The 13861-nt window shown below is 63.7% G+C and carries 9 protein-coding genes; 4 read left to right on the forward strand and 5 right to left on the reverse strand.

The features are described 5' to 3' along the window. Window positions 1-53: 53 nt before the first annotated feature. Window positions 54-1400, forward strand: a complete 1347-nt coding sequence (locus tag ACTIF6_RS08995; RefSeq protein ID WP_439587627.1) for an alpha/beta hydrolase family protein — start codon at window positions 54-56, stop codon at window positions 1398-1400. Window positions 1401-1469: 69 nt separating this feature from the next. Here ACTIF6_RS08995 and lpdA read toward each other — a convergent pair whose 3' ends face one another. The 3 genes from lpdA to aceE are packed head-to-tail and all read right to left on the reverse strand — an operon-like array spanning window position 1470 to window position 7670. Next, window positions 1470-3293 carry a dihydrolipoyl dehydrogenase gene (gene lpdA, locus ACTIF6_RS09000; RefSeq protein WP_439587628.1) on the reverse strand — a complete coding sequence of 608 codons (1824 nt, stop codon included), beginning with the start codon at window positions 3291-3293 and terminating at the stop codon, window positions 1470-1472. A 9-nt stretch (window positions 3294-3302) separates the two neighbouring features. Further along, window positions 3303-4943 carry a dihydrolipoyllysine-residue acetyltransferase gene (gene aceF, locus ACTIF6_RS09005; RefSeq protein WP_439587629.1) on the reverse strand — a complete coding sequence of 547 codons (1641 nt, stop codon included), beginning with the start codon at window positions 4941-4943 and terminating at the stop codon, window positions 3303-3305. A gap of 15 nt (window positions 4944-4958) precedes the next feature. Then, window positions 4959-7670, reverse strand: a complete 2712-nt coding sequence (gene aceE / locus ACTIF6_RS09010) for a pyruvate dehydrogenase (acetyl-transferring), homodimeric type (RefSeq protein WP_439587630.1) — start codon at window positions 7668-7670, stop codon at window positions 4959-4961. A 171-nt stretch (window positions 7671-7841) separates the two neighbouring features. Here aceE and ACTIF6_RS09015 point away from each other — a divergent pair, with 171 nt between their 5' ends. The 3 genes from ACTIF6_RS09015 (at window position 7842) to folD (ending at window position 11953) form a co-directional block, all read left to right on the forward strand. Next, window positions 7842-10397 (forward strand): PAS domain-containing sensor histidine kinase, encoded by a 2556-nt coding sequence (locus tag ACTIF6_RS09015; RefSeq protein ID WP_439587631.1) that lies wholly within the window; start codon window positions 7842-7844, stop codon window positions 10395-10397. Further along, window positions 10394-11020: a response regulator transcription factor gene (locus ACTIF6_RS09020; protein ID WP_086123488.1), complete on the forward strand. Its 627-nt coding sequence runs from the start codon at window positions 10394-10396 to the stop codon at window positions 11018-11020. The genes ACTIF6_RS09015 and ACTIF6_RS09020 overlap by 4 nt, the downstream gene beginning before the upstream one ends. 81 nt (window positions 11021-11101) lie before the next feature. After that, window positions 11102-11953 carry a bifunctional methylenetetrahydrofolate dehydrogenase/methenyltetrahydrofolate cyclohydrolase FolD gene (folD, locus tag ACTIF6_RS09025; protein WP_439587632.1) on the forward strand — a complete coding sequence of 284 codons (852 nt, stop codon included), beginning with the start codon at window positions 11102-11104 and terminating at the stop codon, window positions 11951-11953. A 916-nt stretch (window positions 11954-12869) separates the two neighbouring features. Here folD and ACTIF6_RS09030 read toward each other — a convergent pair. Continuing rightward, window positions 12870-13667 carry a DNA adenine methylase gene (locus ACTIF6_RS09030; protein ID WP_439587633.1) on the reverse strand — a complete coding sequence of 266 codons (798 nt, stop codon included), beginning with the start codon at window positions 13665-13667 and terminating at the stop codon, window positions 12870-12872. Next, window positions 13600-13830: a Com family DNA-binding transcriptional regulator gene (locus tag ACTIF6_RS09035; protein WP_439587634.1), complete on the reverse strand. Its 231-nt coding sequence runs from the start codon at window positions 13828-13830 to the stop codon at window positions 13600-13602. The genes ACTIF6_RS09030 and ACTIF6_RS09035 overlap by 68 nt, the downstream gene beginning before the upstream one ends. Between the last annotated feature and the right edge of the window lie 31 nt (window positions 13831-13861).

Below are 13861 nucleotides of genomic sequence, written 5' to 3' on the forward strand. Positions count from 1 at the left end.
GGTTGCGCACCTATCGTCCCCTGGCCTCGAACACAAAACCAGGAGACGACACCATGCGACCTCTTCGCTCCCTCGCGCTGCTGGCGCTGGTCGCCCTTGCCGGCACAGCCACCGCCCAGACCTCCACCGCCCCCCAACCGCGCGCATGCCCGGCCGAAGTGCCAGCCGGCGCGACTTGCCACATCGGCGAGGACGGGCTGGGCGGTTTCTACTGGATCGCCCTCCCCGCCCAATGGAAATCGCAGACCGGCGTGCTGGTGGTGCACGCGCACGGCGGCCCGGCAGACACCGGACCGGCCACGCTGGCACGCGGTGAGGAAGATCTGAAGCGCTGGGCGGTGACCGTGAAGGCCGGCTACGCGTGGGTGGGCGCCACGTACCGCCGTGGCGGTTTTGGCGTGAGCATGGCAGCCGAAGACACCGAGCGGGCACGCCGCGTCTTCGTCAAGCACTTCGGCCCGCCGCGCCGCACCATCCTTCATGGACAAAGCTACGGTGCATCGGTAGCCGCCAAAGGCGCCGAGCTGTATGCCATGGTGGATGGCCCCAACGGACCGGTCAAAGGCCCCTACGACGGCATGCTGCTCACCAGCGGCATGCTCGGCGGGGGCACACGCGCCTACGACTTCCGGATGGACCTGCGCGTGGTCTACCAATACGTGTGCAGGAACCACCCCAAACCGGACGAGCTCCAGTACCCGCTTTGGCAGGGCCTGCCCATGGACGCCAAACTCACGCGCGCCGAACTGGCCGCGCGCGTGGACGAGTGCACCGGGGTGCGAAAACCGGCCGCGCAACGCACTGAACAGCAGAAGGCCAACCTAGCCAATATCGTCAACGTGATCAAGATCCCCGAACGCTCGCTGATCGCCCACCTCAACTGGGCGACCTGGCTGTTCCGCGACCTGACGCAACTGCGCCTGGGCAACCGCAACCCTTTCAACAACGCCAGCGTGCAGTACAAGGGCTCGACCGACGACGCAGCCCTGAACGCAGGCGTGCTGCGCTACACCGCCGACCCGGTGGCCGTGGCCGAACTGGCCAGGGACAGCGACCCGCAAGGGCGGATCAACATTCCCGTGCTCTCGCTGCACGCGGTCAACGATCCCACAGCGTTCGTCGAGCTGGAGTCGGCCTACCGGGAGACGCTCGAGCGCGCAGGGAAAGGGGCGATGCTGGTGCAGACCTTCAGCGATGAGTCCGAGCACAGCTACCTGAGCGACCCCCAGTACCCCGCGCTGTTCACCGCTTTGCTCAACTGGATCGACAAGAACGACAAACCCACGCCACAGACGGTGGCCGCGCTCTGCAAGGGCTATGAAGCCGCCTATGGCGACACCTGCAAGCTGCTGCCCGACTACCGCAGCGCGCCGCTGGCGAGCCGCGTGCCCCTGCGCTGAACCGAGCGCCCATGAAAAAACCGCCAGCCCCGTAACGGCTGGCGGCTTTTTTTTCTGGCGGCCGTCGCCTTACTTGCGCTGCGGCGGCACGTCGGTGCAGGAGCCGTGCGCAATCTCCGCCGCCATGCCGATGCTCTCGCCCAGCGTCGGGTGCGGATGGATGGTCTTGCCGATGTCCACGGCGTCGGCGCCCATCTCGATGGCCAGCGCCACCTCACCGATCATGTCGCCCGCGTGCGTGCCCACCATGCCACCGCCCAGGATCTTGCCGTGGCCATGGGCTTCGGGCGAGTCGTCGAACAGCAGCTTGGTGACACCCTCGTCTCGCCCATTGGCAATGGCACGGCCAGACGCCGTCCAGGGGAACAGGCCCTTTTTCACCTTGATGCCTTGCGCCTTGGCCTGGTCCTCGGTCAGGCCCACCCATGCGACCTCGGGATCGGTATAGGCCACGCTCGGAATCACGCGGGCGTTGAATGCCGCAGACGCCAGTTCCTTGTTGCCCTGCAGCTCACCGGCAATCACCTCGGCCGCCACATGCGCCTCGTGCACCGCCTTGTGCGCCAGCATGGGCTGGCCCACGATGTCGCCGATGGCGAAGATGTGCGGCACGTTGGTGCGCATCTGGATGTCGACGTTGATGAAACCTCGGTCGGTCACTGCCACGCCGGCCTTCTCGGCGGCGATTTTCTTGCCATTCGGGCTGCGGCCCACGGCCTGGAGCACCAGGTCATAGGTCTGCGGCGCGGGCGCCGTGCCGCCTTCTTCAGCTGCCGCGAACGTCACCTCGATGCCCTCGGGCGTGGCCTTGGCCGAGACCGTCTTGGTCTTCAGCATGATGTTGTCGAAGCGCTTGGCGTTCATCTTCTGCCAGATCTTCACCAGGTCGCGGTCGGCGCCCTGCATCAGGCCATCGAGCATCTCCACCACGTCCAGGCGCGCGCCCAGCGTGCTGTAGACCGTGCCCATTTCCAGTCCGATGATGCCGCCGCCCAGGATCAGCATGCGCTTGGGCACCTCCTTGAGGGCGAGCGCGCCGGTGCTGTCGACCACGCGCGGATCGTCGGGCATGAATGGCAGGCGCACCGCCTGGCTGCCCGCCGCGATGATGGCCTTCTTGAAGGCGATCACCTGCTTCTTGCCGGTTTTTTCCTGCGCATCGCCGGTGGTTTCCTCCACCTCGAGGTGGTTGGCGCCAACGAACGAGCCATAACCACGCACCGTGGTGACCTTGCGCATCTTGGCCATGGCGGCCAGACCGCCGGTGAGCTTGCCGATGACCTTCTCCTTGTGGCCACGCAGCTTGTCGATGTCGAGCACAGGATCGCCGAAGGACACGCCGAGAGCCGACATGTGGCTGACCTCGTCCATCACGGCCGCCACGTGCAGCAAGGCCTTGGACGGGATGCAGCCCACGTTCAGGCAAACCCCGCCCAACGTGGCATAGCGTTCGACCAGCACGACCTTGAGCCCCAGGTCGGCGGCGCGGAAGGCCGCGCTGTAGCCGCCGGGGCCGCCACCGAGCACCAGCACGTCGCAGTCCAGGTCGGCGCTGCCGCCGAAGCTGGCCGCAGCGGGCACGGAGGCCTGGCTCGCATTGGCAGGCGCGGGTTGGGGTGCGGGCGCAGCCGCCGCAGGGGCGGGAGCCGCCGCCCCTGCCGCCTCCAGCGTCAACACCACACTGCCCTGCTTGACCTTGTCGCCGAGCTTGACCTTGAGTTCCTTGACCACCCCGGCTTGCGACGACGGGATCTCCATGGATGCCTTGTCGGACTCGACCGTGATGAGCGATTGCTCCGCCTTCACCGTGTCACCGGGTTTGACCAGCAATTCGATCACCGCCACTTCGTCGAAGTCGCCGATGTCGGGGACTTGAATTTCAATCAGTGCCATCGCCATTCCTTAGAGAAGAACGCGACGGAAGTCGCCGAGGATCTGGCCGAGGTACGCGTTGAAGCGCGCCGCGGCAGCCCCGTCGATCACGCGGTGGTCCCAGGTCAGCGAAAGCGGCAGCATCAGGCGCGGCTGGAACGCCTTGCCATCCCACACCGGTTCCATCTGGCTCTTGCAAACGCCCAGGATGGCCACCTCGGGCGCATTGATGATCGGTGTGAAATAGCGCCCACCGATCCCGCCCAGACTGGAGATGGTGAACGTGGCACCGCTCATTTCGGCCGGGCTCAGCTTGCCTTCCCGCGCCTTCTTGGCGAGCTCGCCCATTTCCTGGCTGATCTGCAACACACCCTTCTTGTCGGCGTCCTTGATCACCGGAACCATCAATCCGTTGGGCGTGTCGGCCGCGAAGCCAATGTGCCAGTACTGCTTGTAGATCAGCGAGTCGCCATCAATCGAGCTGTTGAACTCGGGGAATTTCTTGAGCGAGGCCACGCAGGCCTTGATCAGGAAGGCCAGCATGGTGACCTTGATACCGCTCTTCTCGTTCTCTTTGTTGGTGGAGACGCGGAAGGCTTCGAGATCGGTGATGTCGGCGTCGTCGTGGTTGGTGACCGCCGGGATCATGACCGCGTTGCGCAGCAGGTTGGCGCCGCTGATCTTCTTGATGCGGCCCATCTCCTTGCGCTCGATCGGGCCGAACTTGGCGAAGTCGACCTTCGGCCAGGGGATCAGCCCCAGGCCGGCGCCGTCACCGCCACCCGCCGGTGCCTTGGCCGCCTGGGCCCTGGTTTGCGCGGTGCCGGCCATGACGGCTTTGGTGAAGCCCTGCACATCGTCCTGTGTGATACGGCCTTTGGGGCCGCTGCCCTTGACCTCTTCCAGCGGCACGCCGAGTTCGCGTGCGAACTTGCGCACCGAAGGTGAGGCATGCGGCAGGCCGACGGGGGCCGTCGTGGGGTTGTGGGCCGGGGCGGCTACGGGCGCAGAAGCCGTCGCTGCCTGCGGCGCAGCCGCTGCAGGCGCCGCCGCAGGTGCTGCAGCAGCAGGGGCAGGCGCAGCTGCGGCCGTGCCTTCGAGCACCGCCAGCAGGTCACCGATGTTGACGGTGTCGCCGACCTTGACCTTGAGGTCCTTGAGCACGCCGGCGGCCGACGACGGAATCTCCATCGAGGCCTTGTCGGATTCCACCGTGATCAGGCTTTGCTCGACCGCAATCTTGTCGCCTGGCTTGACCAGTACCTCGATCACGGCCACATCCTTGAAGTCGCCGATGTCGGGCACGCGCACTTCGACCGGGCCGCTCGCAGCAGGCGCGGCGGCCGGAGCCGCCGGAGTGGAAGCTGCCACCGGTGCGGCGGCGGGCGCGGCAGCAGGCGCCGTCGCCGGTGCCGCCGGCGCAGCGGCTTCACCCGCCGCTTCGACCACGAGCACCACCGAGCCTTCCTTCACCTTGTCGCCCAAGGCGACCTTGAGTTCCTTCACCACGCCCGCCGTGCTCGACGGAATTTCCATCGAGGCCTTGTCGGATTCGACCGTGATCAGCGACTGCTCGGCCTTGACCGTGTCACCCACCTTCACCAGCAGCTCGATGACCGCCACCTCATCAAAATCCCCGATGTCCGGGACCTTCACTTCAATCAGTGCCATGTTCTTGTCTCCGGGTTAGGCGTAGAGCGGGTTCACTTTGTCGGCTTGAATGCCGTACTTCTTGATGGCCTCGGCCACCTTGGCCACCGGCAGCTTGCCCTCTTCGCTCAACGCCTTGAGCGCAGCCACCACGATGTAGTGGCGGTTGATCTCGAAATGCTCGCGCAGCTTGCTGCGGAAATCGCTGCGGCCGTAGCCGTCGGTGCCCAGCACCTTGTAGGTGCGATCCTTGGGGATGAAGGGACGGATCTGCTCAGCGTAGTTCTTCATGTAGTCGGTCGAGGCCACCACAGGGCCGGTGGTCGCGCTCAGCTGCTGCGCCACGAAAGGAACGCGTGGTGTCTCTGTGGGATGCAGCAGGTTCCAGCGATCGGCTTCCTGCCCATCGCGCGCCAGCTCGTTGAAGCTCGGGCAGCTCCACACGCCAGCGCTCACGCCCCAATCTTTCTCCAGCAATTCCTGCGCGGCAATGCTCTCGCGCAGGATGGTGCCGCTACCCAGCAGCTGCACGCTCGGCGCCGTCTTCTTGAGCGTGGGCGCCTGCTTGCAGTAGTACATGCCCTTGATGATCTGCTCTTCCGTGCCCGGCTGCAGGCCCGGCATCGCGTAGTTCTCGTTGAGCAGTGTGAGGTAGAAATACACGTTGTCCTGCTTCTCCACCATGCGCTTCAAGCCATGGTGCAGGATAACGCCGACCTCGTGCGCGAAGGTCGGGTCGTAGCTGATGCAGTTCGGGATGGTGCCGGCCAGGATGTGGCTGTGGCCGTCTTCGTGCTGCAAGCCTTCGCCGTTGAGCGTGGTGCGCCCTGAGGTGCCGCCGAGCAGGAAACCGCGTGCCTGCATGTCGCCCGCCGCCCAGGCCAGGTCGCCGATGCGCTGGAAACCGAACATGGAGTAGTACACATAGAACGGCACCATGATGCGGTTGCTGGTGCTGTAGCTGGTGGCCGCTGCGATCCAGCTGCTCATGCCGCCGGCTTCGTTGATGCCTTCCTGCAGGATCTGGCCGGCCTTGTCTTCCTTGTAGTACATCACCTGGTCTTTGTCGACCGGGGTGTACTGCTGGCCTGCGGGGTTGTAGATGCCGACCTGGCGGAACAGGCCTTCCATGCCGAAGGTGCGGGCCTCGTCGACCAGGATCGGCACCACGCGCGGACCCAGGGCCTGGTCACGCAGCAACTGCGTCAGAAAGCGCACGTAGGCCTGCGTGGTCGAAATCTCACGGCCTTCGGCGGTCGGCTCCAGCACCGCCTTGAAGGTGTCCAGCGACGGCACGGTGAAACTCTCATCGGCCTTCACACGGCGCTTTGGCAGGTAGCCACCCAGGGCCTGGCGGCGCTCGTGCAGGTATTTCATTTCCGGCGTGTCATCGGCCGGCTTGTAGAACGGGATCTTCGGCAACTCGCTGTCCGGAATCGGCAGGTTGAAGCGGTCGCGGAAGATCTTGATGTCCTCGTCGGTGAGTTTCTTGGTCTGGTGAACCGTGTTCTTGCCCTCGCCCGACTTGCCCATGCCGAAGCCTTTGACGGTCTTGATCAGCAGTACGGTTGGCTGGCCCTTGTGATTAACCGCCTTGTGATAGGCCGCATACACCTTCTGCGGGTCGTGGCCGCCGCGCTTGAGGTTCCAGATGTCGTTGTCACTCAGGTGGGCCACCATCTCCAGCGTCTTGGGATCGCGGCCGAAGAAATGCTTGCGCACATAGGCACCGTCGTTGGCCTTGAAAGACTGGTAGTCGCCGTCGACCGTGTCCATCATGATCTTGCGCAGCGCACCGTCCTTGTCGCGCGCCAGCAGGGGATCCCATTCGCTGCCCCACAGCAGCTTGATCACGTTCCAGCCGGAACCACGGAACTCGCCTTCGAGCTCCTGGATGATCTTGCCGTTGCCACGCACCGGACCGTCCAGGCGCTGCAGGTTGCAGTTCACCACGAAGATCAGGTTGTCGAGGTTCTCGCGCGCCGCCAGGCTGATTGCGCCCAGCGACTCCACTTCATCCATTTCGCCGTCGCCGCAGAACACCCAGACCTTGCGGTTCTCGGTGTTGGCGATGCCGCGGGCGTGCAGGTACTTCAGAAAACGGGCCTGGTAGATCGCCATCAGCGGGCCCAGGCCCATGGAAACCGTAGGGAACTGCCAGAACTCAGGCATGAGCTTCGGATGCGGGTAGCTCGACAATCCCTTGCCGTCCACTTCCTGGCGAAAGTTGAGCAGCTGCTCTTCGGTCAGGCGGCCTTCCAGATAGGCTCGGGCGTACACGCCGGGCGACACATGACCCTGAATGTAGAGACAGTCTCCACCATGGTTCTCGCTCTCCGCATGCCAGAAATGGTTGAATCCGGCGCCAAACATGTGGGCCAGCGAGGCAAAGGATCCGATGTGGCCACCGAGGTCGCCCCCGTCGTCCGGGTTGTGGCGGTTGGCCTTGACCACCATCGCCATGGCGTTCCAGCGCATGTAGGCGCGCAGGCGCTCTTCGATCTCGATGTTGCCAGGGCAACGCTCTTCCTGATTGGGTTCGATGGTGTTGACGTACCCCGTGGTCGCCGAGAACGGCAGATCGATGCTGTGCTGGCGGGCTTCCTCGAGCAGTTGCTCCAGCAGGAAGTGCGCCCGCTCCGGGCCCTCCCTCTCGATCACGGCGGCCAGGGCCTGCATCCATTCACGGGTTTCCTGGGCATCCACATCCCCGGCACCTTGGCCCTTGAGAGCGTCGTTCGCTGACATTCTTGTCTCCTGTTGGTTTCAATTGAGCTTACGGAGGTCTTTCCGCAGTGTCACGGATTTTTCCACAAAAGGTTTTCAATTTCAAGATGTGCTCAAACATTTCATATTGCAATATTTTGACCAAGATGTCGTGTGGCGTTCGAGGTGCTCTCACGTAGACTCGAACCCTCCATGATCCCGCTGCCGCCCCCGACCACTTCAACCCGGCCGCCCACGCAGGTCGCATGGTGGAAACGCTGGTGGCGTCGCCTGCCTCCCTCACGGCAAGACCGCTTCGCCACGCTCGGCCCTTTGCTGGCCGTGCTGCTGTTTCTTTCTGCCATCGTGGTTGCCATCACCTACCTGCGCTACGAGGAGCTCGAGCGCGAACAGGAAGCCGTGACCAGGGACGTGGAATACGCGCAGCAGCGGCTTCGTCTGCGTCTGCTGGAACGGCAGGAACAGCTGATGCGTCTGGCACGCGAAGTGAGCAACAGGGAAATCGAGAGCGAGGAGTTCGAATTCCAGGTCGAGTCGCTGGTCAGCCAGTTCCCCGAGATGCTCGCCATCAGCTGGGTCGACGGTCGCCGCAATGTGCAGGCCAGCTATGCCTCGCCCAGCGCGCCCATGGCGCTGACCCGCGCCGTGGGCAGCACCCTGTCCCCGGGCGAGACCGATGGCACTTTCGAGCTGGCGCGCGACCTGCGCCAACCCGTTTACTCACGGCCATTCGGGGACGACGCCCGAAATGCCACGCTGATGCTTCACGTGCCGTTGAGCGAGCAGGGCCGCTTCTCCGGCACCATCATGGGCGAGTACTCCATCGACGGCCTCATGCGCTTTGGCATCCCGCCGGAGATCATGGCGCGCTATGCCGTAGCGCTGGTGGACGACCGCGAGCGCGTGCTCGCCGGTAGTCTGCAGGCGCCTGAGTCGGTGCTGCGTCTGCTTCCCTGGTCCAACCCGCCGCTCGAGCACGAAGTGCCCGTGTCCCCGGTGGGCAACGGGCTGATCCTCAAGGCCCAGGGCTACCGCACCTCGCAGGACATCGTGGGCAGTGGCTTCTTCTGGGTGATCGGTGCCCTCAGCGCGTTGACTGTGTGGATGCTGCTCGGCACCTGGCGCCACACGCGACGGCGCGTGCAGGCTCAACAAGCCTTGATGGCCGAGACCAATTTCCGGCGCGCCATGGAAAACTCCATGCTCACCGGCATGCGCGCGCTGGACATGCAGGGCCGCATCACCTACGTGAACCCTGCCTTCTGCTCCATGACGGGGTGGACGGAAGGCGAACTGGTGGGCCGCACCGCACCATTTCCGTACTGGCCGGAAGAAGACCACGACCAACTGGCCGCGAGACTGGAAGACGAGCTTCGCGGACGCTCCACGCCCGGCGGCTTCGAAGTGCGCGTGCGCCGCCGCGACGGCAGTATCTTCGATGCGCGCATGTATGTCTCGCCGCTGATCGATCCCAAAGGTCACCAGACCGGCTGGATGACTTCCATGACCGACATCACCGAGCCCAAACGGATCCGCGAGGAACTCTCGGCGTCCTATGAGCGCTTCACCACCGTGCTGGAATCGCTGGACTCGGCCGTGTCGGTGGCACCCCTTGGCAGCGACGAAATGCTGTTTGCCAACAAGATGTACCGGCTGTGGTTCGGTACACGCGGCGTCGGCCACCGGCATCTGGTCGACCTCGCGGGCAATCAGCCATCGCCCAGCCCAGACGATGGCGACGCGGTGGACGCCTTTGCCGGCATGCCCACCGAGACACTGACCGACGCCGGGGCGGAGAACGCCGAAGTGTTCGTCGAAGAGCTCGACCGCTGGCTGGAAGTGCGCACGCGTTACCTCACCTGGGTCGACGGACGGCTGGCACAGATGGTGATCGCCAGCGACATCACGCCACGCCGCTTCGCAGAGGAACAAGCCTCGCGCCAGGCAGAACGCGCCCAGACTGCAAGCCGTCTCATCACCATGGGCGAGATGGCTTCCAGCGTGGCCCACGAGTTGAACCAGCCGCTCACCGCCATCGCCAACTACTGCAACGGCATGATCTCTCGACTGCAGGAGCAGCGCATCAGCCCCGACGAACTGCTGGGTGCACTGGAAAAGACCTCCCGCCAAGCCCAGCGCGCCGGGCAGATCATCCAGCGCATCCGCGCCTTCGTGAAGCGCAGCGAGCCCAACCCCACGCTGTCGGATGTGGCGCAGATGGTCAACAACGCCATCGAACTCGCGGACATCGAACTGCGCCGCCACCAGGTTCGCCTTTCACCCTACGTCGCAGCGCGATTGCCCAACCTCATGGTCGATCCAATCCTGATCGAACAGGTGCTGATCAACCTGCTCAAGAACGCCGGTGAAGCGATCGCGCAGGCCGGTCGTCTACCCGGCGAGCGGTACGTGGAACTTCGCGTTGGCCCCAGGCATCTGGACGATCAGGATGTGGTCGAGTTCTCGGTGCGCGATTCGGGCAACGGGGTGCCCGACGAACTGATCGAACGCATCTACGAGGCCTTCTACAGCACCAAGAGCGAAGGCATGGGCATTGGCCTCAAACTGTGCCGCAGCATCGTCGAATCGCACCATGGGAGGATGCAGGTGCAGAACATCTACAATGGTGAAGAGGTGGTGGGCTGCTGCTTCAGCTTCTGGATCCCCGTGGTCTCGCGGCTGCAGAACCACAGCGCCGCGGCTGGGCCCGCCACAGAGCCGCTGACGGACACAGAAAGAGCGAGATGAGTTTGATCCCCAAAAAAGGCAGCGTCTACGTGGTCGATGACGACGAAGCGGTGCGCGACTCACTTCAATGGCTGCTCGAGGGCAAGGATTTCCGGGTCCGATGCTTCGAATCGGCCGAAGCCTTCCTCAGCCGCTACGACGCCCGTGAGGTGGCCTGCCTGATCGCCGACATCCGCATGGGCGGCATGACCGGCATGGAGTTGCAGGACCGCCTCATCGAGCGCCAGTCCCCCCTGCCTATCGTCTTCATCACCGGCCACGGCGACGTACCCATGGCGGTGGAGTCCATGAAGAAGGGCGCGCTCGATTTCATTCAGAAACCCTTCAAGGAAGATCAGCTCGTGGCCCTGGTCGAGCGCATGCTCGAACACGCTCGCGAAGCGTTCGCCACGCATCAACAGGCCGTCAGCCGCGACGCCCTGCTCTCCAAGCTCACCAGCCGCGAAGCCCAGGTGCTGGAACGCATTGTCGCGGGTCGGCTGAACAAGCAGATCGCGGACGACCTGGGCATCAGCATCAAGACCGTGGAAGCCCATCGCGCCAACATCATGGAGAAGCTGGGCGCCAACACCGTGGCCGACCTGCTCAAGATCGCCTTGGGACAAACACCCGCCAAGGCCTGATCCGTTCACACGCTCGCTTAGCAACGCCCGCCCACTTTCCGGCGGGCGTTTCCGTTTTCAACCCTTCCTCCACTCTTCGACATGACCGCCCAACTGATCGATGGCAACGCCCTTGCAAAGAAAATCCGCGCCGACGTCGCAGGCCGAACCGCTGCGCTCAGAGCCAGGGGCATCGTGCCTGCACTGTCCATCATCCTTGTGGGAGAGGACCCGGCCAGTCAGGTCTACACGAAACACAAGGTCAACGACAGCACAGAGACGGGTTTGCAAGCCACGCTGGAGCGCTACCCAGCCAGCATGACCGAGGCCGAACTGCTCAATCGCATCGAGGCATTGAATCGCGACGCGGCCGTACACGGCATCCTCGTGCAATTGCCCCTGCCCCGGCACATGGATGCGAACAAGGTCATCGAGACCATCTCCCCGGCCAAGGATGTGGACGGTTTTCACATTTCCAGCGCTGGCGCACTGATGGTTGGCCAGCCCGGCTTCTGGCCTTGCACGCCCTATGGCTGCATGAAGATGCTCGAGGACATTGGCTACGACCTCAAGGGCAGGCACGCGGTGGTGATCGGCCGAAGCAACATCGTCGGCAAGCCCATGGCGCTGATGCTGCTGCAGAAAAATGCCACGGTGACCATCTGCCACAGCGCCACACGAGACCTCAAGGCCATGGCGCTGCAGGCCGACGTCGTGGTTGCCGCCGTGGGCAAGCGCAACGTGCTCACGGCCGACATGGTCAAGCCTGGCGCGGTGGTGATCGACGTGGGCATGAACCGCAACGACGAAGGCAGGCTTTGCGGTGACGTGGATTTCGAAGGGGTGAAAGAAGTCGCCGGCTGGATCACGCCCGTGCCCGGAGGCGTGGGGCCCATGACGCGCGCCATGCTGCTCGTCAACACCTTGCAGGCGGCGGAACGGCAATCGGCATGAGGGAGACTTTGGAGGCGCGATCCGGAGTCGAACCGGACTAACCGGATTTGCAATCAATTCGCACCCAATAATTTCCTTGCAAATCAATATGTTGCAAGTGCATTGATTTTTGCTACCCATTTTAGAGCCTGCCAGCCCTCGCTGGAGTCTGCATGAGGCATCTACGACATGGGGGAAACCGCGCCGCTTGCTCACTTCTGCAGAAATTTCCGGGAGGGTTCGGGAAAAGCCTAATATTCCTGACCAACACCAGAAAACAGGCCCGGACGCTTCTGTTTGTGCAGGTCTGTGACTACACAACAACCCTGATTTTTTCCTGACCTAAACCTAACCTTGTCAGCCTGTGAATTTCTGATCTGAAAAGTTCACAACCTCATTAGAAATCAATGACTTAGCGAATAGTCAGGGGTTGGATCTGGAGTAATCAGGTGGAGCACTGATCCCGTGAAAGCCGCTGTTTTTGCGGGGCTGTAGAGGCATTCAAGCCTCTCAAGTCAAGCATCAGGCTTTTCCCGAACCCTTCCCGGAAAGGGGTGCCGACCGGACGTGCCACCCTTGCGCTGCCATCCGCCTGAACGGGCCAGCAAATGCCGTACAAAACCGTCGGCAAATATCACCTTGCAGCGCGCCCGGAGCCCGCGCCAGTGCTGGCGTTCACAGGGGTCGGCAGTGCCGACAAAACCGCTCGATTTAGCGGTCAGGCGTGGCGGGGTGGCGACTGCGCGCCGGGGGTCGTGGGTCTGGGGGGTGCGCGAAAAAATGGAGGGGGTGCACATGGGCACCCTCCCGCTTGCACTGGACGGCCGCCAAGGCGCGCTGCGCCGGTGGGCAACGGGTCGAGGGGGCTGCTGGTCCCGCGCGCCCAGCAGGCGCAAAAAAGGCCGCCCAATGGCGGCCTGGTTCCAAGGCGGTGGATTTAGAAGTTGCTGATGATCAGCTCTCCTTTTGGCTTTCGCGCCGAGCCCACCTTACCCACCTGGTAGCTGATGTCCACGCTGCGGATCTCGAAGGCGGCAAAGGCCTGGCGCATTTCGGGGATGTCGTTCACGCTGACCACCGCTTGTCCTTTGATGGAGCCCAGCAGCTCGGCCATGACGGTGTACTGCTCGATGCCGAAGGGTGAGTCGTAGCCTTCGGTGCCCCAATACGGTGGGTCCAGGTAGAAGAGCGTGTGGGGGCGGTCGTAGCGGCGCACACACTCGGCCCAATCCATTCGCTCAATGAACACCTGGTGCAGCCGCAGGTGCACCGCGCTCAGGTCTTCTTCCAGCCGGGTGAGGTTGAGCCTAGAAGGTGTGGTGGTCGCCGTGCCGAAGGTCGGGCTTGCCACCTTGCCGCCGAAGCCTGTCTTCATCAGGTAGAAGAACCGCGCGGCGCGCTGGATCTCGGTCAGCGTCGTCGGCGGCGTGGCCCTGAACCAGCCGTAGGCTTCGCGGCTGGTGAGCATCCACCTGAACTGCCTCACCAGCTCGTCCAGGTGGTGCTGCACGACGCGGTACAGCGAGACCAGCTCGCCATGCACGTCGTTCAGCACCTCGACCTTGGCGCGGTCCTTCAGGAAGAACAGCGCCGCCGCGCCGCAGAAGGGCTCCACGTAGCAGGTATGCGCCGGGAACAGCGGCAGAATGTGCGCTGCGAGGCGGCGCTTACCGCCGATCCACGGGATCAGTGGGCGGGCCTTGGGTTGCAGGGAGAGGTCGGAGTCGTCTTTCATGGTTGGGTCCATTGCTCGACGCTCCAGGCGCTCTGGGTGGATGGGGCTCGTGGCCCTCTGTGAAGTGGTTCAGCGTGCTGCATCGCACGCACTTGATCGTCAGTCTCAAAAACACGCCCTCGGCCAGTTTCCTTTTGCACTGGCCGCATCGGATTTCATTCATGCGGCATCGCCCATAATGCCCTCGCCTAGCT

Origin of the sequence: Hydrogenophaga sp., assembly GCF_051860785.1 — a bacterium.
Lineage (GTDB): Bacteria > Pseudomonadota > Gammaproteobacteria > Burkholderiales > Burkholderiaceae_C > Hydrogenophaga.

Excerpts from the sequence above, each read along its gene's own strand:
- lpdA (WP_439587628.1), bottom strand. The coding sequence starts at position 3,293 with ATGGCACTGATTGAAATTCAAGTCCCCGACATCGGCGACTTCGACGAA.
- aceF (WP_439587629.1), bottom strand. The coding sequence starts at position 4,943 with ATGGCACTGATTGAAGTGAAGGTCCCGGACATCGGGGATTTTGATGAG.
- folD (WP_439587632.1), top strand. The coding sequence starts at position 11,102 with ATGACCGCCCAACTGATCGATGGCAACGCCCTTGCAAAGAAAATCCGC.
- ACTIF6_RS09035 (WP_439587634.1), bottom strand. The coding sequence starts at position 13,830 with ATGAATGAAATCCGATGCGGCCAGTGCAAAAGGAAACTGGCCGAGGGC.
- ACTIF6_RS09015 (WP_439587631.1), top strand. The coding sequence starts at position 7,842 with ATGATCCCGCTGCCGCCCCCGACCACTTCAACCCGGCCGCCCACGCAG.
- ACTIF6_RS08995 (WP_439587627.1), top strand. The coding sequence starts at position 54 with ATGCGACCTCTTCGCTCCCTCGCGCTGCTGGCGCTGGTCGCCCTTGCC.
- aceE (WP_439587630.1), bottom strand. The coding sequence starts at position 7,670 with ATGTCAGCGAACGACGCTCTCAAGGGCCAAGGTGCCGGGGATGTGGAT.
- ACTIF6_RS09020 (WP_086123488.1), top strand. The coding sequence starts at position 10,394 with ATGAGTTTGATCCCCAAAAAAGGCAGCGTCTACGTGGTCGATGACGAC.
- ACTIF6_RS09030 (WP_439587633.1), bottom strand. The coding sequence starts at position 13,667 with ATGAAAGACGACTCCGACCTCTCCCTGCAACCCAAGGCCCGCCCACTG.